19 protein-coding genes are annotated in these 23387 nt (G+C 34.5%); 7 read left to right on the top strand and 12 right to left on the bottom strand.

What is annotated here, in order from left to right:
• Nucleotides 1–32: 32 nt before the first annotated feature.
• On the top strand, nt 33–296 hold the full coding sequence (locus tag AC59HC_RS05500) for a heme oxygenase (protein ID WP_110010511.1): 264 nt from the start codon (nt 33–35) through the stop codon (nt 294–296).
• A 1300-nt stretch (nt 297–1596) separates the two neighbouring features.
• Here AC59HC_RS05500 and AC59HC_RS05495 read toward each other — a convergent pair.
• The 6 genes from AC59HC_RS05495 to AC59HC_RS05470 form a co-directional block, all read right to left on the bottom strand.
• Nucleotides 1597–2379 (bottom strand): phage tail-like protein, encoded by a 783-nt coding sequence (locus AC59HC_RS05495; RefSeq protein WP_496558130.1) that lies wholly within the window; start codon nt 2377–2379, stop codon nt 1597–1599.
• 253 nt (nt 2380–2632) lie between these two features.
• A complete protein-coding gene (locus AC59HC_RS05490) occupies nt 2633–3445 on the bottom strand; it encodes a phage tail-like protein (RefSeq protein WP_343639032.1) in 813 nt (270 codons plus the stop codon).
• Between the two features lie 5 nt (nt 3446–3450).
• Nucleotides 3451–4215 carry a phage tail-like protein gene (locus AC59HC_RS05485; RefSeq protein WP_202839361.1) on the bottom strand — a complete coding sequence of 255 codons (765 nt, stop codon included), beginning with the start codon at nt 4213–4215 and terminating at the stop codon, nt 3451–3453.
• A gap of 11 nt (nt 4216–4226) precedes the next feature.
• Nucleotides 4227–4952, bottom strand: a complete 726-nt coding sequence (locus tag AC59HC_RS05480) for a phage tail-like protein (RefSeq protein WP_202839360.1) — start codon at nt 4950–4952, stop codon at nt 4227–4229.
• An 853-nt stretch (nt 4953–5805) separates the two neighbouring features.
• Nucleotides 5806–7425: a tetratricopeptide repeat protein gene (locus tag AC59HC_RS05475; protein ID WP_202839358.1), complete on the bottom strand. Its 1620-nt coding sequence runs from the start codon at nt 7423–7425 to the stop codon at nt 5806–5808.
• Nucleotides 7426–8632: 1207 nt separating this feature from the next.
• A complete protein-coding gene (locus AC59HC_RS05470) occupies nt 8633–8977 on the bottom strand; it encodes a winged helix-turn-helix transcriptional regulator (RefSeq protein ID WP_228406526.1) in 345 nt (114 codons plus the stop codon).
• 75 nt (nt 8978–9052) lie between these two features.
• Between AC59HC_RS05470 and AC59HC_RS05465 the strand changes: the two genes are divergently transcribed.
• The 3 genes from AC59HC_RS05465 (at nt 9053) to AC59HC_RS05455 (ending at nt 11154) form a co-directional block, all read left to right on the top strand.
• Nucleotides 9053–9916 (top strand): SDR family oxidoreductase, encoded by an 864-nt coding sequence (locus AC59HC_RS05465; protein WP_343639038.1) that lies wholly within the window; start codon nt 9053–9055, stop codon nt 9914–9916.
• 20 nt (nt 9917–9936) lie between these two features.
• A complete protein-coding gene (locus AC59HC_RS05460) occupies nt 9937–10254 on the top strand; it encodes a nuclear transport factor 2 family protein (protein WP_227943708.1) in 318 nt (105 codons plus the stop codon).
• Nucleotides 10255–10470: 216 nt separating this feature from the next.
• Nucleotides 10471–11154, top strand: coding sequence for a hypothetical protein (locus AC59HC_RS05455; protein WP_202839356.1), 684 nt, complete (start codon nt 10471–10473; stop codon nt 11152–11154).
• 131 nt (nt 11155–11285) lie between these two features.
• On the opposite strand, the gene AC59HC_RS05450 is transcribed toward AC59HC_RS05455, so the two are convergent.
• The 3 genes from AC59HC_RS05450 to AC59HC_RS05440 form a co-directional block, all read right to left on the bottom strand.
• Nucleotides 11286–11804 (bottom strand): DUF2911 domain-containing protein, encoded by a 519-nt coding sequence (locus AC59HC_RS05450; RefSeq protein WP_110010501.1) that lies wholly within the window; start codon nt 11802–11804, stop codon nt 11286–11288.
• Between the two features lie 34 nt (nt 11805–11838).
• Nucleotides 11839–13530: a sodium:solute symporter family protein gene (locus AC59HC_RS05445; RefSeq protein WP_496558129.1), complete on the bottom strand. Its 1692-nt coding sequence runs from the start codon at nt 13528–13530 to the stop codon at nt 11839–11841.
• A gap of 100 nt (nt 13531–13630) precedes the next feature.
• A complete protein-coding gene (locus AC59HC_RS05440; protein WP_496558128.1) occupies nt 13631–16135 on the bottom strand; it encodes a PIG-L family deacetylase in 2505 nt (834 codons plus the stop codon).
• Between the two features lie 370 nt (nt 16136–16505).
• On the opposite strand from AC59HC_RS05440, the gene AC59HC_RS05435 reads away from it, so the two are divergent.
• Complete coding sequence (locus AC59HC_RS05435; RefSeq protein WP_496558127.1) at nt 16506–17723, top strand: phage tail-like protein; 1218 nt, start codon at nt 16506–16508, stop codon at nt 17721–17723.
• Nucleotides 17724–17767: 44 nt separating this feature from the next.
• Here the strand turns inward: AC59HC_RS05435 and AC59HC_RS05430 are convergent, their stop codons facing one another.
• Entirely contained in the window at nt 17768–18298 is a 531-nt protein-coding gene (locus AC59HC_RS05430) for a hypothetical protein (RefSeq protein WP_496558126.1), read from the bottom strand.
• A 216-nt stretch (nt 18299–18514) separates the two neighbouring features.
• Between AC59HC_RS05430 and AC59HC_RS05425 the strand changes: the two genes are divergently transcribed.
• The gene (locus AC59HC_RS05425) at nt 18515–18736 is read left to right on the top strand and encodes a hypothetical protein (RefSeq protein ID WP_047433669.1); all 222 of its coding nucleotides are present in this window, start codon (nt 18515–18517) and stop codon (nt 18734–18736) included.
• 297 nt (nt 18737–19033) lie between these two features.
• Complete coding sequence (locus AC59HC_RS05420) at nt 19034–21493, top strand: RNA-binding domain-containing protein (RefSeq protein ID WP_496558125.1); 2460 nt, start codon at nt 19034–19036, stop codon at nt 21491–21493.
• Nucleotides 21494–21908: 415 nt separating this feature from the next.
• On the opposite strand, the gene AC59HC_RS05415 is transcribed toward AC59HC_RS05420, so the two are convergent.
• Both AC59HC_RS05415 and AC59HC_RS05410 read right to left on the bottom strand, forming a co-directional pair.
• The gene (locus AC59HC_RS05415; protein WP_496558124.1) at nt 21909–22454 is read right to left on the bottom strand and encodes a hypothetical protein; all 546 of its coding nucleotides are present in this window, start codon (nt 22452–22454) and stop codon (nt 21909–21911) included.
• A gap of 189 nt (nt 22455–22643) precedes the next feature.
• Nucleotides 22644–23315 (bottom strand): hypothetical protein, encoded by a 672-nt coding sequence (locus AC59HC_RS05410; protein WP_496558123.1) that lies wholly within the window; start codon nt 23313–23315, stop codon nt 22644–22646.
• Nucleotides 23316–23387: the final 72 nt, after the last annotated feature.

Here is a 23387-nt window from a genome sequence, read left to right as displayed (position 1 = left end):
CCTAAATTTTCCATCCTATTAAATAGTTTATAATGAAAACAATACATCTCTTTCGGTTTAACGATTCTATTTTCCGTAAAATTCCTTTCTTCAAAGAAGAAAATAGGCTGAAAACCGATGTAACAGAAATTGATTTAATGAATATTGAAATAGTAACTGAATATATTGTGAAAACGCATGATGACTTTAGTTTCGACAACACATCAGTAAATGATCTTTTATCGATGTGCAAGAAAGCTCAAAAAATAATTGAACATTACTTTGTTTTGGGAGTGAATGATTATGATGTTATTTGACAATTACTAATCAGACCCTATTCAGATAAGGAAATAAATGGAATTAATCCAATATACTATCATTACTATTATTTTTTTGGTAGTGTCTCATTAACTGTGTAAGTTAAAAAGTTATTCTGGAAAATTTTGAGTCCCTTAGAGCTCAAAAAATTTTACGGAAATAACTTTTTATTATTTTTTAACCATTACATAGTTATGATAGACAAAGAAGACTTATTAAACGATAAGGATTTCTATAGATCCTTTTTAAATTTCCCACCAAATGTTTCGAGATCTCTTCGTTTATGGGTACAAGAACGAACAGCCAAATAGACAGTTATTATTCCAAAAGTAATTTCTACAAGTGTTGAAAACTTAATTGCATTAAACAAAAGTCTAATAGAATTTGTATGATAAATTGGGGAGACATAATTCATTTTTAATTTTGCTTAATCGAACCAAATCATCGATAAAAGTGTTTGAAGATACGCTCGTCTTGGTCACAAGACCGACATTTGAAGATTTCATTCTTTGATGTCGGTTTTTTTTATTCCTAATCCGTTGTTATACTGGTGTATACACTGAGCAACGATATTCATTTTAGGTGTTTGAAAACTTTTTCCGTCAAATTCTACTTTTTGGGGAAATATCAAACACACTATAGTTCCCATTGTAAATTCTGATTATTAAAGATCAATAATTCAAAAGATAAAAACGAAGTCAAAAAAGATTATAATATTGGCTTTACTAATAAGCCGGCAGCCTATTTATCAAAGCAATAAACGATTTTTAATTACTTAACGGAATATTAAAGCAATATTTGCAGATCATATGTTTGAATATTTTATTATAAAAAAATAGATTGTCCAAAAGAACAATCTATTCAATATATAGCATTACTGTGTTTGTAGATCAGGTTGCAACTAATTAAAAAAAGCATTTACAAGCTTTATGAAAGAATCCTAATTTCTACAATCCAGTGACACTGAATAATAACTTTAGCCCAGACTATTATATAGGTAAATGAGTATCCTCAGAAGGCCGTAACTAGAGTATTATGTAACTTAGAAACACTACCAAATTAAATGGATTGCCAGCGTTTAAAGAAACCATTCCGGTTACAATAGCTGAATATTGTAATTTCACATGTACAGGAAGTATTTATTTCAACTTGTGCATGTACTATGCAGTTTAAAAACAAAACAACAATAGGTAATTTTTTTTCATTCTAGTGTTTATTTGTAATGTAAATGATATGAAATTAAAATCAATAATATTTATTAGGCATTATATTTCGTATTTTTTTATTTTTTTACTAAAACTAATTTACTCTTTCTAATGATAAACGTACTACTCTGAAAGAAGTAGGAGTACCGGAAGCAAGATAGGTAAATCCTCTCATTTGAATCTGATCTCCAGGTACTAAATCTACTATTACACTCCAGGTATTGGAAACGGTTTCATTACTATAATTTGTTGACGCTCCCCCAGGCACTGCAGTTGTGGAACGATTACCTATCTGAGTACCGTTCTTAGTCGGAAAAGCCATGAAAGAATAGGTAGTCGGGACACTGCCGTTTATTAAAAGCCCTGCTGTATATGAGATTATATATGTTCCCCCTTGATTAGCAGGAACAGTAAGTGTGGTATTATTTGTTCTCCATGATGAAAGATTACCACTTCCCTGACTTATATCAAAGGTAGTAATAACATTGTCAACAGTCCATGGAACACTATTACCATATACTAATGCACTATATCCTAGTAGTGTACCACCAGAAGCCGGGGTAACAAGGGATTTCCATATAGTGCCATCAAAAAAGTAATATCCTACAGCTGTTACATTGATTGTTTTCGCCGAAGGTGAATTTGTTGCTGCTGTAACATAAACAATAGAACCTGTTTGATTAGTTGAATAAACGTTATCTTTTGCTTTTAACTGATCTCCTGTTAATCTGGGAGGTATAAAACCATCTGTTACGGTTGGACTTGCGGCTTGTCCTTCCACATCTAATGTAGCTTTAGGTATTGGAGTATTAATACCTACTTGAGATTTGTAAAATCCAAGAATCAGGATTGTACAGAATAAGAATAAATTTTTCATGTGTTTAAATAAATTTTACGTGTTTTATCGATGCATAGGCATTATGAAATAATCTCTAAAGAAATTTTTGGGGGTAATATGAAAGTTAAGAACACTATTTTTATCTATATTGAATCCCGTGTTATATAATGGTTCCGTTTACCAGTAAGACTTGACCAAAATAAAAAGCAGGAATCAAAACAGTTTACCAATAATTGTATTTTTTTATTGTGTATTTTTTATTATCCAGCTTTTACACTTTATTAATATTTTTTTAAAAATTGCCCATATAGCGCAACGTAAGATTAGAAAGTGTACCGTTGGGGGTAATTGTAGCAGCATCTGTAAAAGTAGGGTCTTTATAATATCTGTTTATGGAAAATCGGATCCTGTCATTTACATTTAAAGTCACAAACCCGGAAATGGCTGTGTTGCTGTCAAGAACATTTGGCCCGCTGGGAAACCCGTATGCAGTGCGCAGATTAGGTACAGGCTCTGCACCATTTACCAAAATGATTCCCTCATAGGCATCTCTGGCAGGATTATTACCATTTGTAATGCTATGAAGAGAAATTACGCCCTGAACATGATAAGTACCTGCTTTTTGCACAACCAGTTCTCCGGCTGTATTGACTGCAAAGTTACCTGTATCATTAGCAATAAGTGTAGTACCGTCAAAACCAAGAGTTCTTACATTGGTTGAAACAGAAGTTAAGGGTCCTTCATCAAATACATTTTTACAGCTTACATAGGTAATGGTTTTGTCCTTGGTCATTTTATTCATAGAAAGAATGGGAATCCATGTATTACTTGTATTATTCCACCAATAAAACCCTCTTTCAATAGCCTCAGTGAGCGGATCTTCAAAGTCAAGGAAAACCAATAATCCATGTGGTTTGGCACTTGTTACATTCAGTGATGTTACCCTTGGTACGATTACTCCTTCGTTACTTAAAGGATTATCTTTATCTCTTGTTTTAACTTCTAATGTGGTTTTAGCAGCATTGGTATTGATCCCAACCTGGGAGCTTAGAAAGCTAAAACAAAAAAAGTTAGCAAGTATAAGTAAAGTTGATATATTTTTCATAATTATTAATCCAAATAAGACAAGGTTAGTGTATAAACAGACTCCGGCCCAACTTCCGTAGTACATGAACTGGTTCTCCGTGTCTGTACTGATATTCTCTGCCCTTTAGTTAATGTTATAATATTTGAAATCGTATGATTGGTACTTCTTTTAGCATTATCTGCTGACGGTAATGGTGATTTAGCTATAAGAACAGGAGAAGCCCCGTTATCTATAAAAATTCCCACTTCTGTTACCGTTGCCCCAGTATCACCTGTATTTTTATATACACCACCGGTAAAGAATACTGAATAATTTCCAGTTTTCCCTACAACTACATCGCCATTTTGTAATGTGTAATTTGCATCCGGAGCTTTCAAACCTGTAAAGGAGGTTTTAAACCAAGCATTAGTATTTGTGTCACTATTGGAAATTACAGGAAATCCATTTCCTGAAGCAATCGTCTTAAATAGATTCTTTCCTAAAATCTTAGTCTGGAATAAATACTGCCATAGTTTTTTGGGATCATCCCAGAAATAGTACCCCTCAAAACCTGCCGTAATTGCGTTATCCAAAAAAACCAGCATTCCATTCTGAATCTGAGCAGGATCCACAGATGAAAATCGACTTACAGTTGGGAATAACATACCTGCAGAGTTTTCCGGAGTATCAGTATTTTTTGCCTGTATATCCAGCAGAGCCTGCGGAGCACTGGTGTTTATACCTATCCCATTCTGAGCAGACAAACATTCTACAGCAAGCATTAAGAAAAATAAAGTTATCTTTTTCATTACATTAAAGATTAATCATTCAGATATGTCATTGTAATACAGTTGGTTCCATAACCTGTGTATGATGTACTTCCCGTCTCAGTAGTTTTTTGTACTGTCACTATTATAACATCATTCTGAGCCAGATTTAAAATTCCACTAAGCGCCACGCTGGTTGCTGTTGTACCTTCATTAGTTATCGAATTGGAAGTTGTCAAAACTGTTAATCCGTTCTTTTTTATTCTATAAGTATAAATTGCTCTATTCTCATTAACTGTACCGACGTTTTTTTTTAATGCTGAATTAAAACTGACCAGATAGGTTCCGCTTTTTCCTACAGTAATCTGATTACCCGAAACAGAAAAACCTGTGGTATTATATGCCTTTAATGTATTAAATAATACATTATTCTCTGTATTTCCGGAAGCAGAATAACCAACTCCTGTTACTGCATAAATACTATCATCATACAGCCGGTTATAACTACTAAGAAAGGAAACCCAGCTTATGCCATCCCAATAATAAAAACCATCCGGAAGTGTAGCGTTCTGAAATAAAAAAATAGTATGCCCCTTCGACTGAGCAATAGGAAATGATTTTACTCTGGGAATCAAGATCCCATCCATCCCCGTAGGAGCCGAAATACTTGTCGGCTCCATATGAAGGCTTGCAATGGGAGAAGTTGTTCTAATCCCCACTTGAGCTAGGTGGAACATTGGAACTAATATAGCTCCATACATAATAAATTTTTTTTGCATGTGTATGTTTTTAGAATTGTGTTTTACCTTTAATTATACCCTACTAAGAAGGATATAATTATAATTTTTCATCTTAAACTGTATTCGTAACCGTACAAATAATTACAGTGTTACTTAATGCAAATCACATGAAATTACTTTATATATGCAAAAAAAGCCAGGTACCAACGAAGTACTTAGCATTACAAAACACTGATAATCAAACACAAAACCTTTTATTCTAATTTTCCCGAACCATAGAGTTGAATCATCCCCATCAGGAACTTTAATCCTCTTTCTTAAATTATTTTTTTGTTCCTGATGATCTGTATTGCTCTAAATATATGCTTGCTATATATTTCGTTGTAAGGCTTGAAAAATATATGCACAGAAGATAAGTTAAGAAACTTTAAGATTGGCATGTAGTTCCAGGGTCTTTTTCCGAAAGTCAGGGAACTGTTCCTAACAAAGCACCCAAAATTCTGGACTGTTATTCTTTGCAAGTTGAATATCTGGTTCCAACTCGTGCCAATAGACAGCTTAATAGTACTACTTCAAGACAATATTCATTACGATACAATATAAAGTCGCTGATATAATCTTTATATATTGTATCTCTATACTTTTATCTTGCTGTAATCATAAGTTTTACTAAGACCAGAATATCCGTTATTTTTCATTTGCGCTTTTTTATATGAAAGAATCTAAAGCTCCAAGTTTTAAAGGGACGAAGCAAAACAATTCATCGATTAAATCAAAAGAAATAAGGCACCCACAAAGTACCTTAATAAAATTAGCGTAGAAAATATATTATCAGAAAACACTATTTAACCCAAGAGTCATATTCTCTTTTCAGAAGTATTTGAAATCCTTTCTAAATATTAATTTCTTTATCCGTCTTATTTCTTATCCAAACTACTATATCTTCCTGTGCAGGGATATTTAATCTTTTTCTTAGATTATATTTATTATTTTTTATCGTCTGGACAGCCTTAAAGGTATAATTAGCAATATCTTTTGTATTAAACCCTAAATAAATATAAGCCGATAAGACGAGTTCGGAAACTTTTAAAGTAGGATTAATACTGAGAATTTTACTACGAAAATCAGGATATACTTCTTGAAAACGTCCCCAGAATTCGGGATGGTTTTCTTTTGCCAATTGTATTATTTCATCAAAAGTTTCATTTACTTTTTGCTCTAATACTTTCACCTGTAAATCTTTTTGCCAAATAGTTGTTGTACTCTCTTTCAACAACAGATCCTTTTTCTGTATTTTGTTGTAATATCCAAAGCATCGTAAAACTATTAGAATAGTTATCCCTGAAAATAATCCTGTAATTATGTAATACCATTTCTTATTCGAATCTTGGATCTGTTTCTTTTCATCATCTATGATTTTTTTTCCAGAGGTCTGTAAAGCAATCAAATTACCTTTCTCAAAGCTATCCCTAATTTTTGTATATTTTTTCAGATATTCATTGGCTTTATAAAGATTATTCTGAAGATTATATATTTCAGCTATTTCTTTGTAATTCTTCATCATGTTTTTGGGTCTGTTCATCTTAATTGATAAAGCGAGAGATTTTTCGTAGAACTCCAAAGCCTTATTGTAGTTTTTTATACTTTCATAATACTGTCCGGACATATAATTAAATACCAAAAAGTCAAATGTCTCCGTAGAGTTTTTAAGTAAACCTTCAGCCTCGTCAAGATAAAATTTTGCAGAATCAGGATTTTTCTTATTTTCGAGAAAATAGCTTGTAAGATTAGTTGCTTCCACTACTCTTGGTAAAATTTTATAAGCTTTGTGTATATAATAGTACATGGAATCATTATATTCAATCAGTCCGAAGTTTATAGCTTTACACCCATAAATATAATGAAGACGTTTTCTCTTTCGCTGTTTATCTTTTATTTTCACAGCTTCTTGAAGTGCTTTATCAAAGCTTTCGTTGGATTTTGCTATTAATCCTAATTCCTGGTAGTTTTTTCCGTAAGCAGCAAAAAATGCTGAGAGTAATGCAGGATCGTCTTCAAATGTATTATACAAAGCTTCCGCCTTTTGCAGGTATAGCTGTTCTTCATTGTACTTTCCCAAGGAATGAAGAAAATTTACCATATGAATATATCCTCTTGCCTTGCCTTTTGTATAATTTATTTCCTCTGACAATTCTATTGACTTTTTAGTTTGTTCAATCCCATCATGAATTCTGCCTTTCTGAATGTATTGGCTTCCTATTTTGTTTTGTAAACGGTCTATTTGTTCAGGAGACCATTTCTGAGTATAGAATATACCGGACAAAAACAAAAAAAAGATTAATAATATCCTCTTCACTGCCAGGAATAATATACCCTTCTTATTTTCCTGAAAAGAAATACTTTTTGCCCCTACATCCATTGAAACATATAAATTATTATTAATTACACCTATCCCTTCCTGTGCGAAAATAATTTTGATAAGGGATAAAAAAAATAAAGTTATCTTTTGCATAGACATAATTATAATTTACTACAGTTGGTCAGCTTCTGATTTGTATAAAGTCCTTACTGCTATAGTTCCTTTTATAGTAGCTTAGGAAGTATCATTACATTTAACTGGGCAATTAGAAGAGTTTCAATCCAAATTCATTGAAGATAAAACACTTGTTTTCTAAAATAACCTTTACAAAACCACAAAAGGTTTCATTTTAAAACACTTGAGTTCACTTAAGTAAGCTTAAAATAAAAATGCATAAAAGTGCACATAAAATGAAAACCAAAGATTTTCACAAAATTTAAGTGTACTTATTATACATAAAATCTGACTCTTAAAACGTAAGTATTTAAAACCTTTGTGTCTTTTGTAATTAAAAATAATGAATATAAAACTTTAACCAGCTTCATCATTAACAGAATCTAACAACCCTGCTACATATATTAGAAAATAATCAAAATTTTAAAAAAGTCAACAAAAAACTCACACATTCAAAAATAATAAAATAATCCAAAAATACAATTAAATAAATGTTAAATGATAAAAAATAATAAATAATATTTAAAAAAAACAACAACATAATAGATAATTACACAAAACAAAGCAAGCGCAAAAATTAACACAATCATCAAATTATCAGCTCTTTATTATAAAAAAAACAACTAAATACATCTAAAATTGAGACAATTTATTTGAAATAACTAATGCAATTGTACTAAAGCAATGGACTGATAATTAAATAATCCGACTCTTATCTGTTCGATACATACCTTGAATTCGTTAAATAATACTCTTTGGATATTTATTCAAGTTCTATATAAGATTTACAAAAACCACCTGAAGACTAGCCGTACTTAGTTTGCCAGTTTTAGGTTCTTATAATTAAATTGCAGAAGTTTTATTTTAAGGAAAACGACGTTATAAAAATGAACTTTTCAGTTCTTACTTAATTTGGTTTAAACGAACTCAATCACCTTATAAGTGTTCAAAGATAATCCTGTTGGGGTCATAAAGATTAAAACAGCTTCAACTTAATCCAAATTGAGCCATTTTTATTTCAGACTATTCGTTTAAAATTTTTAGTATATTTAATCATGATTGTATAAATATTTTGAAGGGGCTAAATAATAATTGATGAAATTAATTCGTGTAATTAAAAGAACAATTAACCGCATTTTATTTATAAATTGATAGAAGTAGTAACAAAAATTTTTAAATCTTCATTTCAACCCTTCTCACCCATCCTGTTCAAAATCACTCTTCTCAGCCTCTCTTCATTTTCATCACCCCAATATCCCAGTGCAGAAATTATCGGAATCAATGTCTTTCCAAAATCTGTGAGAGAATATTCAACTTTTGGTGGAACCTGAGCATAAATTTTCTTTGTAACAAGTTCGTGCTCTTCAAGTTCTTTTAACTGGATATTTAAAACGCGTCTCGAAGCATCCGGAATTTTACGCTGTAATTCACTTGGGCGCAGATGACCCTCATTGATAAACCACAGCAGACGGATTTTCCATTTACCGTAAAGGACTTCACCGATAAGGTCAAGACCGCAGTTTAAATTCAAGGGTATTTTTCTTTCATGCATACACAAATTTAATCCAATGTGCCAAATTGCACAATAGGGGAAAAAATTATCCCTATGCAATTCAATTTTCCGTTATTGCCTGAAAAAGTGATACTTCGGAAATTTGTATCAAAGAATTTAACAATGGAAAATCTATTTAATTACAACAACGAACTTCAAGGTAAAATTGCCCTAGTAACAGGCGGAACAAAAGGAACCGGTAAAGCAATAGCAGAAAGACTGCTGCAAGCTGGTGCAATGGTTATAATAACTGCGAGAAACGCGCCTGAAAAAGAAAACAGCAACCTGCATTTCATTCCTGCCGATTTGAGTAAAGCAGAAGGAACACAAAAAGTCATCAGCGAAGTGCTGTCGGCTTATGGGAGACTGGACATTCTTGTGAACAACTTGGGTTCTTCATCAACACCCGCTGGTGGATTTGCAGCATTAACCGATGAAGATTGGGAATCAACCTTACAAGCTAATTTGCTTGCTCCGGTTCGACTGGACAGAGGGTTTTTACCACAAATGATAGAGCGAAAAAATGGTGTAATTATTCACATCGCTTCCATCCAGGGTAAATTACCCCTTTATGATTCAACCTTACCTTATGCAGCTTCAAAAGCAGGACTGAGAAACTATAGTAAAAGTTTATCGAACGAAGTTACCCCAAAAGGTGTTCGGGTACTGGCTGTTTCACCAGGGTGGATCAATACAACAGCTTCGGAAGCCTGGCTGGGTGAAATTGCGAGAAACGCAAACAGTACTATAGAAGAAGCGCAAAACAGCGTTATGGATGCATTGGGCGGAATACCTTTCGGAAGACCTGCCGAACCGAAAGAAGTAGCTGAATTAGTTGGTTTTCTTGTTTCACCAAGAGCCAGTTATTTAACCGGAACTGAATTTATAATCGATGGCGGTACAGTGCCAACCATTTAATCATCTTAAAATACCATACAATGAATTTACCAAACATTATTTCAGAATTGGTGAAAGCCCAAAACGAATTTAACAGTGCAGCCTATGCAAATTGTTTTGCTGAAAATGCGGAGGTATTTGATGAAGGCAAAACCCATAACGGAAAAGCAGAAATTGAAAGCTGGATTGACAAAGCCAACAAAGATTACAAAGCCAGTATGAAACCATTAGATTATAACGAAAGTGAAAACATCTTATCGGCGGAAGCTTCGGGAACATTTCCGGGCAGCCCAATTGTTTTAAAATATCATTTTCAATTGTCTGACGGACTCATTCAATCTCTTAAAATAACGGGTTAATATTTCAATAAACCTGAATGTACTGGATTATGCTATAAAGTTCTATATTTCAATGATTTACAGATGATTACTAGAGTCCCTTTGAAACGTAAGCACAGCTTTCATTAAAATCTACTTTTGACCGTTTCGTTTACAGTTGATATACTCTAATTTCGATGTAGGTAACTCAATTATTATTTTCTTCCCTATATTTATTGTTTATTCAATCAAAATCAAATGAATTTAGACTTTGAAACATTTAAAAAAGACATCAATTGGTTTATCAGGCCAAATGATCTTGTTACATTGTATGATACAGAATCAGTTCTGAATCTTTCCGATAATTTTACATCAACATTCCCTAAATTATCTCAACTTATTCAAAGGGCCAGAAAGCTGGAATTTAGTGTAAACAATAATCCCTACCGATTGTTCTCATGGACCAATAAGTACAATAAAAGCTGTGGCTGGTTAACCAAAATTGAGTTAGAAGATACGGATAACATTGTGTTAACAAAAGAACATGAATTATTACTTAAAGAGATAGGCGGGATTTCAGAATCTTATCATCAGCCCGAACCGGCCCTGACTAATAATCAGGACTATTTATTCTTAAAATCTGCCTGCATAACGGGAATCGGCGAATGGGAAGAATATTATGAAAATCTTTGTGAAGAAGAACACAAACAACCGATACAATATAATGACTTCATTTGCTTTGCCCTGGAAGCTAATGGCAATATGACAATGTATGAAAAGAATTCAGGGAAGGTACTTTTATTTGCACATGATCATTGGTTTGAGAATGTTGATCCTCTTGAAGATCAGCCTGAATACACTTTTTACACGATACAAGATGTTGACAACTTTGTAGATTATGTTGAAAAGATGGCTGAGGAATGGTCAGAGGCTGTATTATAATGTAATTGAGACTGTTCTGCATTTTAAAACTTAAACAGGAAATGATTAGAACTGCAACAGCAGCCTTATACAATATCAAAATTGTAAACAAAAAATCCCGGATAAACCGGGATTTTAATTTGTAATTCAAATTATTTTATCTCTACAGGAACTGAGATTTTGTCCCAATCCATTGTAAATCCATTACTGTTTATTTTATAAACTAAAGTTTCCTGTGTTGCTGGCAAAGCTTTTGTTTTTACATCAACACGTAAAGCATCTTTAGCTTGTTCGTATTTATAAGCACCCCATTGTTTTGGTTCTTTGTTAAAAATGGCTGTCCAGGTTCCGCTTTGTTTAGGGATTAAGAAAAAGCTGTATTTACCTGCAGGCAGTTTTTTACCCTGAACGGTAATATCTTTATCCGTTTCAAAAGTAGTGGCTTCATTGGCTCCCGCCCGCCAAACTTTATCATAAGCTTCCAGACCGCCCCAGATTGTACGTCCTTTCACAGAAGGGCTGCTATAGTTTATTGTAATGTTGGCATCTTTAATTTTTCCCGTAGCCGTAGCCGGAGGGCTGGCAGGTTTTTTAGCCTCCTGTGCAAAGGCATTCATTGAGATCGTCATCGTAGCAACAAGTACAGTTGCAGATTTAAGAATCGTTTTCATAATATTTTATTTGTTTGTTTTTAATATTGTTCGTTTACGAATTTACTGTTTTCTGCTTATAAAACAGCAAACCGATTGCAGAAAATATAATAACTGCTGCTGCCCCGATTACATTAAGCCAGAGGAAAGAAACGATATCGAACTGATACACGGCAATAACTGTAATTTCCGATACAATGGCAGCAATAAATACATTCGGACCGTTGATCTTTTTATAGTAAAATGCAACAAGGAAAATCCCCAATATAGGTCCGTAGAAAAGAGAACCTAATACGTTAACCGCTTCAATAAGTGAACCCATCTGAGTGGCAAACATAGCTACACCAATTGAAAAAATACCCCAGGCTAAAGTATGCAGGCGGCTGTATTTCAATTCGGTTTTATCATCAGGAATTTCTTTGCTGTATAGTAAATGAACATCTTTTAATGAGCAGGCGGCAAGGGAATTCAGTGCTGCCGAAATGGAGCCCCAGCTGGCCAGAAAAATAACGGCAAAAAGCAGCCCGATCATTCCTGCAGGCAAGGTATTTTTCACGAAATACAGGAAAATATAATTCGTGTCCGTTTTCTCTGCATTATAGTTTGAATTATTAATAGCTTCCTCTACCCTTCCATGCAATGCTTTTACTTGCGATTGCGTATCTTTAAAATCCTGAATCGTTTTGGCAAGCTGAGGAGAATTTTGTTCTTTAAGCTTTAAAATTTCTTTCGATTCTGCATTAAATTTTATTTGTAAATCCTGATGCTCTTTTTCAAAAACTGCTGCCTGCTCAGGTTGTTTTTCCTTTAAATACTCATAGGAGCGTTCGTTAAAATAAATCGGGGCCGGTTTCAGAGAAAAGAATGCGAAAAGCAAAGCACCAATCAGAAGAATAGCAAACTGCATGGGAATTTTAACCAGTCCGTTCAACAGCAAGCCCATTTTTGCATTGGTATTATCTTTCGCAGTGATATATCTACCGACCTGGCTCTGGTCCGTACCGAAGTAAGAAAGCGCCAGAAAAAAACCGCCAATCAAGCCACTCCAGATATTGTATTTATCTTTCCAGTCGAATTCTGTGGTGATGACATTGAGTTTCCCGGATTTTCCCGCCAGATACAGCGCATCACTAAAACCAATTCCATCCGGCATATTCTGAATAAGGAGGTACCCTGCAAAAGCCATGGTTCCCAGAATAATAAGAAACTGTAATTTCTGGGTATGAGCAATAGCTTTTGCCCCGCCAACGTAGGTATAAATCAACAAAATACCACCTGTTAAAACATTGGTTACATAAATATTCCAGTTTAAAACACTTGATAAGATGATACTCGGAGCATAAATGCTGATCCCCGTTGACAAACCCCTCGAAAAAAGGAAAAGCAGTGACGTAAGTACCCTTGTTTTTTTATCAAAACGGTTTTCTAAATATTCGTAGGCGGTGTAAACATTTAAGCGCTGAAATATCGGGATGAAAGTAATACAGATCACAATCATCGCCAAAGGCAAACCAAAATAATACTGCACAAAGCGCATTCCATCTGTATACGCCTGTCCCGGTGCTGAAAGAAATGTAATAGCACTCGCCTGGGTGGCCATAATGCCGATCAGCACAATATACCAGGGCATTTTATTATCTGCTTTCAGGTAGGATTCGTTGCTTTTCTGGCCACGGCCGATGAATACGCCGTAAACCACCACTGCAACAAGTGTAATAACGAGAACGGTCCAATCTATAGTACTCATGCCCAGAATTTAGTAAACCAATAATAAAATGCAATCTGCAAGATTAATGCAGCTGTTAATAACAGATACCAGGTATTCCAATTTTTAAGTTTTTTGTTCATTAGTTTTTCTGTGCAGATAAAAAGTTTAAAAATAAACGTGCTGCTCCGGCATTTCCTGCAGGCAGCTGTCTGAAAAATGCCAATGGCGTATAAATAAAATTACCTTTCCCGTACTTCGCGTATAAAGTTGAACCCTGAAGAGGCTCTTCATCTGCATCGTGCATTTCAAAAAGCGGTTCATACGCTGCATCCCATTGAGCGGGGAAATAGGCACCGCGCTCCTGTACCCAGCCCTTAAAGTCATCCGCAGTGATTTTATTCGGAAAGTTCAGTAATTTATGACTGGGATTTAAAAACTTTACCGCAGCATTTTCTTCCGTAACCCGTTTATTCGCAATATTGAAATTGTACATTCCCAATTGATCAACGGTGGCATCCTGATTGGTATTATACTGCATCACCAGATTACCTCCGGCTTTGGCATAAGACCATAAAAAAGGCATCCAGCGCCCCAGTTTTTTCTCCGTATTGTTGGCACGGACACCAAGCACGATGGCATCATATTGCGACAGCTTGTTTTGACTGCCGTTTCCACCGGATTCATCTAAGTTACCATAAAAATCTCCGTCTTTCAGGATATCTACCTGAACACCTGCAATGCGCAGAAACTCGGGAATAAAATCACCCGCACCTTGTATATAACCTACTTTTTTTACTTTCGCCTGAATATCGCCTTTCATCACCGTCACAGTGGCAGGCTCAAAGTATTGTAAGGAAGGTAAATGCGGATACTGAATTAACACTTGTTTTTTATGATAAGTGACTCCATCTGCAACATAATTGGCATCCAATTGCAAACGGTTTGAGCTTATGGAAGCAAGCTTAGCTTTTGGAATAACGTAATCGAAAGTGAAATCTTTCTCTTTTACAGCTCTTACATCAGCGCTTCCTAATCGTTCTCCGTTGTACATCAGATTCAGAATTCCTTTATTGAACGGTTTGTTGGAATTAACCTTAAAATTTAAACTTACATGCAGGTCTTCATTTTCTTTGACCAGATAAAGCGGCTGTGTAAATTTCAGCTCCACAGCAGGAACAATACGCAAGGCTTCCACCACATCACCACGCACAGGGTCCAATTTCTTGAAAGATAAAGGAAGTTTAACCTGAAACTTTTCCGAACCGATTTTTAAACCGACCAAAACATTCAATGGTGATTCTGCCTCAGGCAGACCAACTAAAGTTTCATCCGGAACAGCGAAAGTTGCTGCGTTCACAGGTGGTTTTGCCAGCCAGTAAGGTTCTGTAAGTGCTGCATCTGCAGGAATCTGAATATCATGCTGAATGGTAATTAAAGAATCTTTTGACAGTTCCCTGTTGAAGCTTTCTGATTGGCTTAACCATTTAACGTCTTCTAAAACGACAGGATTTACAGTTCTTGAAATCAGATTTAACCTGAAATTATAATGATCTCCGGCAACTGCTTCAGCCTGATTGGTAACCACCTCACCCATAAACCCGGCACAGCTTAAAATAATGTTGTCAAGAGATTTAATTTTATCCTTTTTCTGGTCCGAATCCCGCAGCGCCATGACCTTTTTTCTTAATGCAAGCAAAGCAGGCAGGCTCTGATCGGGGTTATTGAAATTGAAAGCAGAAATAATCTGATCTAATGACTGGTCAATATCAGCATTTCCCTGTGAAGTCCATGTTTTAGTGACTCCATCAAAAAGAGTTGCTTTTGCAGGCTCGCCGGCAACGTGGGCAAAATATTCTGTTCTGATGCCAGCTACAGACTGGGTTCCTGCACCCTGACTTTTATGTAAACTTCTGCTTAATCCTGCCAGTTCCCCATAGCCCATTCCCAGTTGCGCATCATATTGCCCAACGGTAACTTTCAGTTGATTTTCAGCTGTAGTATTGACTCCGCCAAACCGGAAGGTATTCCACAACACGCGTTTTGGCTGCCATGTATTCACATATTTCAGCTGATCCGGGAAAGCATTTTTATCTCCTGCCAGCTTAAAAGCTTTTTCCGCAACTACCGCCGAAGCCGCATGCTGTCCATGGCCAGCTGCTGCCGTAGGAGGAAAACGGCAAATGATAACATCAGGCCGGAATTGGCGGATTACCCAAACCACATCCGCTGTAATGCTGTCTGCATCCCATTGTTTAAAAGTATCGGTTGTATTTTTAGAAAATCCGAAATCAATAGCGCGGGTAAAAAACTGTTGCGCACCGTCTAACTTTCTTGCTTCCAAAAGCTCATGTGTTCTGATCAATCCCAATGCAGCACCCTGCTCCGTGCCTAATAAATTCTGACCGCCATCACCTCTGGTTAAAGATAAATACCCTGTTTCTACATTTTGACTGTTGATTAACCAGGAGAGCAATCCCGTATTCTCATCATCGGGATGAGCCGCAAGATATAAAACTTTAGGCAGGTTTTTAAGGGTTTTGATTTCGCGGTAAATTTCAGATGATTTTGAAGGCCGGACCTGCTGGGCCGAACAAAAAACAGTATAAAATCCAAGGATAAATACAGTGCTTACTTTTTTGAACATTTGAATTTGCTTTGCAGGCAAATATAAGTAAATCATCCTTTTTTCAACATTAAAAGAATCAGGCTGTGAATTTTACAGAAAGGTTTTTCAAAATTAGCCACAAAGTCGCAAAAGTTTTTATTGCTTAAAAACCTTTAGTATACTTCTATACACAACCTAGATAGCCTAGCTTAAAAAGCTTTTGTGGCTTTTATTGCTCGTAAAAAACAAAAATTAAAAGGTTAAAAAAATGAAATTTTTATCTTAAAAAACATATCATAATGAAACTGAATATTACCAATTAGTTAATTTTTATCAATCACAAAGGTTTTTTTTTCATTTTTCACAAAAAAAAGAATTATATTTGGTACACACAAAATAACACCCTCATATGAAAACAAAATTTACACACCTCACTGCCATTCTTATTTCAGGAGCTTCCTTTGCGCAGGTAGGGATCAATACCGCCTCACCTAAAACAACATTGGATGTATCTGCCACAAGGGATACTTCGGGGCTGATTACGAATAACACACAAACATTCGGATTACAGGCCCCAAGGCTCACCAGAGCTGAGCTTACAGCCAATACCGCTACCTATGGCATTAATCAGACCGGCGCATTGATTTATATTACGGACGTCACTGGCGGAGATGCCACAGGCCAACGTATCAATGTTACTGCTATGGGCTATTATTATTTTGACGGAACAGTATGGCAAAGACTGACACAGGCAACCAATGCCGTAGCTCCAGCGATTTCTGCATTACAATGTACTACAGCTTACTTAAGTCCTTCTACTTATACTCCCGGTACTCCTTACACCGGAAACCTGAGAGTTACTTATAACGGAGGAAACGGCGGAGCATATAATTCAGGAACTCCTTTTACGATCAACGGATTAACTTTCCAGCTAAGACCGGGAACTTTAGAGTTTGGTGATGGCGAACTGGTATTCTCAGTAAGCGGAACTCCCACCACTGCTAATGACATGACTATTCCGATGACCAGCAGTACGGTTTCTTTCCTAACAGCAGCGCAAAACTGTACCGCTACAGTGGGAAATAGCAGCCGTGCAGACATTACTCCTGTTGCTGTGATGGGATATCCCACCCTAACAACCGATCCCAACGGGAAACAAGCCTATACTTTTCCTCTTGCTACCCCGGATGGTAAGTATTCTATCAGAGTAATATTTGACACCACCAGTGGTACAACCGCTGCAGTTCCAAATGTACAGTTATTTAATAATACAGGGGCTACCGTGAATCTGTATTGGAATTATAACACCGAATATGGCGGTTATATTGGAGCAGCTCAAACTACCAACAATATTACTTCAGGAGTATGGGGCGGTATGGGAGATGCAACAGCTACCTGGTTTCCTCAAGGCACCGGAGCAGTAGGAAGCGCTTACTGGGGGAACGTAGGGATTATAGATGGTTCCAGTGGCGGACCTGAGCATAGAAGATATACCTGGATAGACAGCAACGCTTCTTCAAAAACTGCTTATACCGCAACCATTATGGCAGGAGCCCCCACCTCAGGGAGTGCCCAACCCAACCTTTCTAAAATTTACATAAAGATAGAGCAAGTAAAAGCTCAATAATATAATGCCCCTGAAAAAGGGGCATTTTTTATTTTTAATGGGTTTCAGTTATCTTTCTTTTCTCTTCTTCTCTGAAGAATAAGATGTGCCGCATCCAGCATTTTCACCATATGGATGTAGGGCATCACGATATTTCTTTCCGGTAGATTTTCATAAACACCCATTGAAAAATAGACGATTCCGGACATAAAATAATCAAATTCTTTGAGGGTGTAGGCACTGAATGCTTTTTTGAAAACCAGCAGAGGATTCCGGTATTCCTTCTCCGAAAGCAGACCAAGAACCCAAGGGGAAATCTTCTCCGGCCGGGTATCGACCGTCCATTTTCTGTCCTTCAGCATCATGAGATAGCCTGCCCGGATCAATGACCTCATCGACTGATGAAACTGGAAGATCTCCGCCGGATCTTCATGGATCCAGCTGTTTCTCTTTACCGCATAATTCATAATGTTGCTGAGCCTTTCTTTGGAAACATCCAGCTCATTGAACTGAAAGAAAGTTTCTATCAGCTGCAAGCCGGAGTTCTTCTTTTCTGCCCGAAACCGGGGATCGAAGTTTGTTCTGCTTTTTTTCATTGTTTGTGTTTTTTAGTGTTGAAATTTTTCTTAACCATTAAGAGCTTTTAAGGGGTGAAGAATCGTTAAGCTATAGCTGAAGCTATTTTTTAAGCGAACCGTTTTATTCTTCTTCAATTTTCTTAATGGGTTATTTTTTATAAATGTAAGAAAAAATTGCAAACATTCGGATTTGAGTCCGAGATTTTTATAAGAATATGTAATTTATTTGTTTCTATGACAGAGGCAAATAGAAAAATTGTTGAATTTATAAGGGATGAATGGGTTATCCCTATGAACAATAACAGCAAATTTGCAGTAGATCATAATATAGACGAAAAGACCGTTCGAAGAATAAAAGACGACAAAGATTATCAAATTGCTCTTCTCACGATTATGCGAATCTGCCATGCAAGAAATTTGACTCTTGCCAACTTTTTTAAAATGGTTGGAATATAGAGTATGAAAATAATATAATTGATAAATCCTGACGAGAGTTGGGATTTTTTTTACGGAAAACCATAATAAAAGCTAGAAACTCTTTTGTAAATTTAGGACGAGTAATTCTTATGTTGTCATACTATATAAAAAATAATTTTGAAAATAAAACTAAAGGAATTTTTGTGATAAGATTTTTTTCTTACAAACCTACCAATTTGTATATAATTTAGGAATATACAATATAAAGGAATTTCAATTTTCATATATATATATATATATATATATTAAAATTTTCATAGCTAAAAACAATAACCAATGAATATAAACTTAGAATTAATTTCAGAAGAACAAATATTAAAAATCAAAAATTACAATATTAAGTCAGAAACAACTGACTTAGATTATAAAGAGGTTTTCTCGATAAAAGATTCAAAGGACAAAATAGAATTCGTAAAAGATATATTAGCATTTGCTAATTCTAAAGGTGGATATATTATTTATGGAGTAAACAATAATGCTGAATGGATTGGATTAGATGAAAAAAGTGATGATAAAATAGATGAAGCAGATATTGCTAATATTTTTGATAACTTTATTGATGGAGAAATAAATATTCTCACAAATACAGTTGAAATAGAAGGAAATTATTTTTTCATCATTTATATTAAACCTACCGATTCAAAAGAAATATTATCATTTAAAAAAGATGGACAATATGTAAAAAAGAGTTGGGGCAATAAGCCAGATAAAAATATAACTGTTTTTAGAAAAGGAGATGTTTATTGTAGAAGAGGTAGCAGGTCAATAAAAGCTGACAGTTTATTTTATAGGCAAAAAAGCAATAATTTTGAAATTATAGAAAATATAACCTCACAGCCCATTTTATATAATGAGTTTATTGGAAGAAAGGAATATTTAATCGATTTAGACAACAAATTAAATCATTTAAACAATAGAATTATTCAAATAGATGGAATAGGTGGTATAGGAAAAACAACTTTCGTTCATTATTATGTAACAAAACTCCTTAAAAATCAAAATATTAAAAGAGATTATGACTTTATAATATGGTCAAGTTCCAAAAGAAATAAATATACCCCAAACGGTATTAAAGACTTAACGGAATATATTGCCAATTATAAAGAACTAATCCATGAGATTTATCAATTTATTATATCAAATAAATTAATTGATGAGTCTGAAGAGGATCAAGAATTAGAAATAGAAGAGTATGTATTAAATTTTTTATCTAATAATAAAGTTCTCTTAGTTATAGATAATCTTGAAACACTCAATGATACTCAGTTAGTTTCATTTTTAGAAGATGCCCCACCTTCCTTAAAAATAATATTAACAACTAGAGAAACCTTAGGTGACTTTTATTTGACAAGAATTAATCTACATGGATTTGAAGAAACTAATGAATTCCCAGACTTTTTAAATTCTCAATTTAAAATTTTTACTGGACAAGATTCTCCAACATTTGTTGAATTATATGGAGATCATTTGGCCGAATTATACTCATATACTAAAGGAATGCCTTTGGCTGGTCAATTGATATCTCATCAATTAGCATATGGAACACCTATAAATCAAGTTTTAAATAATCTAAAAAATGGTAAATCATATGAAAATATTTTAAATTTCTGTTTTAAAGGATCAATTGATAAATTATCTGAAGTTGAAAAAACACTTTTATATATTTTCTCCCTACCAGAAAAAGAGGAATTTTTAAGTCTTGATGAATTGGTTTATATAAGTAATTATTCTTCTGATCAAATTGGAATACAAGGAATTCCAAACCTGACCAAAATGTCTCTATGTTATCAAAATTTGGACAGTAATGGTAGTATTGGTTATTCAATTCCATTTTTGGCTAAACTATATTCAAAACAATATTTAAATTTAGAAAACGAATCTGAAATTTTAGCTAATTATGAAAACTTCATTCAAGAAAAAAGTAAGTTCAATTCAAAAGATGCATCAATTTTAAATTTAATTCAAAGATCAAAAGCTAAAAGTTTAGTTCAAAAAGTAGCTGCAACTGAAGCACTAAAAACCTTGACACTAGCTAATTATGACTATGATAATGCTATTCTAAATATTAATGATCTAATTGAACAAAATAAAAATTTCGCTTTTTTATATCTAATTAAGGGTAAAATAGAGGAAAATGGAATATTTAATGATTCGTATGAGATGGCCAAGAAAGAATTTAAAATGGCTATCAATATAGATGAAGACTTTTTAGAGGCTTATATTGAATTAGGATATCTAGAATTTAAGAGCAGATTTGGTAATGCAAAAAATGCAAAACAAATAGTTGAAAATAGTATTAAGTTTTTCTTAAAAGCATACGAACTTGACAATACAGATCAAAGGACTTGTCTTGGACTTGCACAAGCTTACACTTATCAGGCAACAAAAACAAGTATGTCGCTATATAAGTCTGAGAGACTAAAACTAGCAAGAAAAGCAAATGAATTCTTTGATAAAAGCTATCATAGTGGAGATAATCTAACTACATCTCAAAATCATGCGAATGCAATAGCTGCTTTTAACCATGCAATAAATTATAGAAATAATATTAGAGATGTTACAAAAGCTATAGATATATGTAATTTAGGACTAAGCTATGAAAAGGAAAATACTAAGCTTCGAAGTTTGAAACAAGAATTAGAAGATAAAATCAAAGGGGAAGCATATATTGATAATCAAAAGGAATATATTAATGATAAACTTCAAAATAAAGGATGGCACATCAAGTCAAATTAAATAAACCTCCTTTTCATTACAACCGCATTAAAGAAATAAAAGACTGCCAAACAGGCAGTCTTCTTCTCTTTTGAGGTGTCTTAAATTTTTAAATACAGACTAAACTATCCTCAGATAAATGTTTCTTGTTTCATAATAATTTTGATTTTATTGGTTAGTAAATAATCTATTTCTCTAGATATCTATTGCAAAAGTATCCAACAATAGCGACAGAACTCGTCGTATTAAAATCAATATTTAGCAATTTCAAAATTTAATTTATTAACATCTATCCCTGCTCTCCGAAGTCTCCCGACTTCGGGGCAAGTTCAAAGAAAAAGAACCTTCACCAACCTAAAATCAGGATTATTTCCATAGTACAAATCAAAACAAAAAAAATCCCAGCTTTCGTTGGGATTTTTTAAGTAAGCGAAAGCTAATAAGCAAATCCAAGTCTATTTTTAACATGCTTACTTTCTTCCTCTCTTAATTTCTGATTGGTCATGATTTCATGTTCTTTATTTTTTTGGATAACCTTAAACCAATGTATTGCGGGAATCAGCCCGTTGGAATGTAATTCAAGCCTGATAATGAACTCGTCTGTCGGCTTTCGATGATTATTAATATATTGGCTAAGTACAGCTGGCTTCACATCAACCTCAAAAGCAAAATCCTTATCTTTTTTCTCTTGTCTGCTTACGTACTCATTTAAAAAAAATCCAAAACTAAAAGCTTCCAGATATTGACTGCTATCTATATAGTCTTCCAATTGAAACTTTAGCTGTAACAATCTTGAATACATTTTTTGACGATGAGTACGATTTTCAAATTGTTTCCGGCGAGCTACCCAGAAGTCCTCCTCCTCTTTTTTCTCTTTCGCATTCAAAATTTGATCGGTAGGAAAGACAAAAGCATCCGCAAGTTCTTCACCTGTCAATTTTGAAAAATCTGTTTCCTTATTTCCCTTCCTGTTTGTCTTCATAATATTCCTGAATTAATTGTAATGAATTTTCACCTTCAGTGATCAAATATATTTTGGTTGACTGTAATCCATATTGCTGCATATAATGTTTTTCAAGCTTTGTTTTTGGCTTTAAGCATACATACCCTTCAAATCCTTTTTTAAATGCTTCTCTGCATGCAAATGCAATTTTGCGAAGAGAAATAACTATTATGTTTTTCTAATTCTATCCCTCGTAAGATAGATATAATTAAACATACAAAACGTCGCCACTGCCCCAAACGTATGCCATAAAAAGTGTGTCCCGAAGCTGAACCATTCCCATTTATCAGCGATACGGAAGGTCAGTGCAAAAACAAACGCTAACACCGCAAACCCTACCCATTTGCCGGCTTTCCATTGGGTATACATCAGATACCTGAGTACTGAAAAAACTACAAATGAGGCCATGATGGCATAATTGACGTTGATAAAAAGAGAAGGATTATCGATCAGAATCCAGTTTCTTAAAGCAAACATCAGAGCGACATATCCCAGAACCATTACAGCAGCATAGTACCATCTGGTGCTCTGCGCTACAAAATAAAACCCGGCAGACAGACATAATAGCATAATCGGAAGCCAGTCCATCATAATAAAGACGGTCCATTGTCTGAATGAGTGGTACACCGTTCCCCCAATGGCACCGATATATAATAAAACCAGGCAGTAGGTTAAAAAAGGATATTCTTTGAAGTTATCTTTCAGCTTAATGGTCCAGAAAATGGCTATGCCTAAAAACAATAAGGCTGTTAATGCATTGAAAGGCTCAGGGAACAACTGAGTCATATCTGTTTCTTTATATAACAGGCCTCCATCCGGAGGTATCGGGTTTATCGGCATTGTATTTTTTATATTATATGGATAGGCCTGTTTTGGAATGTAAAATACAAACACAAGCCATTTTTCTAAACA

The organism is Chryseobacterium sp. DZ-32, from assembly GCF_059587025.1.
The sequence above is the reverse complement of the archived record's forward strand: the minus strand, read 5'-3'. Positions and strand labels throughout refer to the sequence as shown.